At 46.7% G+C, this 1,881-nt stretch carries 1 pseudogene; it reads left to right on the top strand.

Features of this window, described 5'->3' with window-relative positions:
• Nucleotides 1–1,881: pseudogene (locus ACXAGJ_RS24565) on the top strand (gliding motility-associated C-terminal domain-containing protein); the annotation flags it as partial.

Below are 1,881 nucleotides of genomic sequence, written 5' to 3' on the forward strand. Positions count from 1 at the left end.
CATTTGTCAGTGATGTAAGCGATGGGAATAGCAATCCAGAAGTGATCACCAGAACCTATAGTGTTACAGATGCCGCAGGAAACAGCATCAACGTGACGCAAACGATCACCATTAACGATACCACCGATCCAACAGCGAGTAATCCAGCACCGATCACAGCACAGTGTGCTGCACCTACGCCAGATATTACAGTCGTTACTGATGAAGCAGATAACTGTGGTACGCCTACGGTTGCTTTTGTAAGTGATGTAAGTGATGGCAACAGCAATCCGGAAGTGATTACCAGAACCTATAGTGTGACGGATGCAGCTGGTAATAGCATCAATGTGACTCAAACGATCACCATTAACGATACTACGGATCCTACAGCAAGTAATCCAGCACCGATCACGGCACAATGTGCTGCACCTACGCCAGATATTACCGTAGTTACTGATGAAGCAGATAACTGTGGTACGCCAACGGTTGCTTTTGTAAGTGATGTCAGTGATGGCAACAGCAATCCGGAAGTGATCACTAGAACCTATAGTGTGACCGACGCTGCTGGAAACAGTATCAATGTGACGCAGACGATCACCATTAACGATACCACCGATCCTACAGCGAGTAATCCAGCACCAATCAGTGCTCAATGTACTGCACCAACTCCAGATGTTACCGTTGTTACTGATGAGGCCGATAACTGTGGTACACCAACGGTTGCTTTTGTCAGTGATGTAAGCGATGGTAATAGCAATCCGGAAGTCGTCACCAGAACCTATAGTGTGACCGACGCTGCTGGAAACAGCATCAATGTGACTCAAACGATTACCATTAACGATACTACCGATCCAACAGCAAGTAATCCAGCACCGATCACGGCACAATGTGCTGCACCTACGCCAGATATTACCGTCGTTACTGATGAAGCGGATAACTGTGGTACACCTACGGTAGCTTTTGTCAGTGATGTAAGTGATGGGAACAGCAATCCGGAAGTGATTACTCGAACCTATAGTGTGACTGATGCTGCTGGAAACAGTATCAATGTGACTCAAACAATCACGATCAACGATACTACAGATCCTACAGCGAGTAATCCAGCGCCTATCACGGCACAATGTGCTGCACCTACGCCAGATATTACTGTCGTTACTGATGAAGCGGATAACTGTGGTACGCCAACAGTAGCTTTTGTCAGTGATGTTAGTGATGGGAACAGCAATCCAGAAGTGATCACCAGAACCTATAGTGTTACCGACGCTGCAGGAAATAGCATCAATGTGACTCAAACGATCACGATTAACGATACCACCGATCCAACAGCGAGTAATCCAGTACCGATCACGGCACAATGTGCTGCACCTACGCCAGATATCACGGTCGTTACCGATGAAGCAGACAATTGTGGTACACCAACGGTAGCTTTTGTAAGTGATGTAAGTGATGGCAACAGCAATCCCGAAGTAATCACCAGAACCTATAGTGTGACCGATGCTGCTGGAAACAGCATCAATGTGACTCAAACGATCACCATTAACGATACTACCGATCCCACAGCAAGTAATCCATCACCGATCACAGCACAATGTGCTGCACCCACGCCAGATATTACTGTGGTTACCGATGAAGCGGATAACTGTGGTACTCCTACAGTAGCTTTTGTCAGTGATGTTAGTGATGGGAACAGCAATCCGGAAGTGATCACCAGAACCTATAGTGTGACCGATGCTGCTGGAAACAGCATCAATGTGACTCAGACAATCACCATTAACGATACAACCGATCCAACAGCAAGCAACCCAGCACCGATCACAGCACAATGTGCTGCACCTACGCCAGATATTACTGTCGTTACTGATGAAGCGGACAATTGTGGTACACCTACGGTTGTTTTTGTAA

This window comes from Aquimarina sp. AWH4_224 (genome assembly GCF_056160245.1).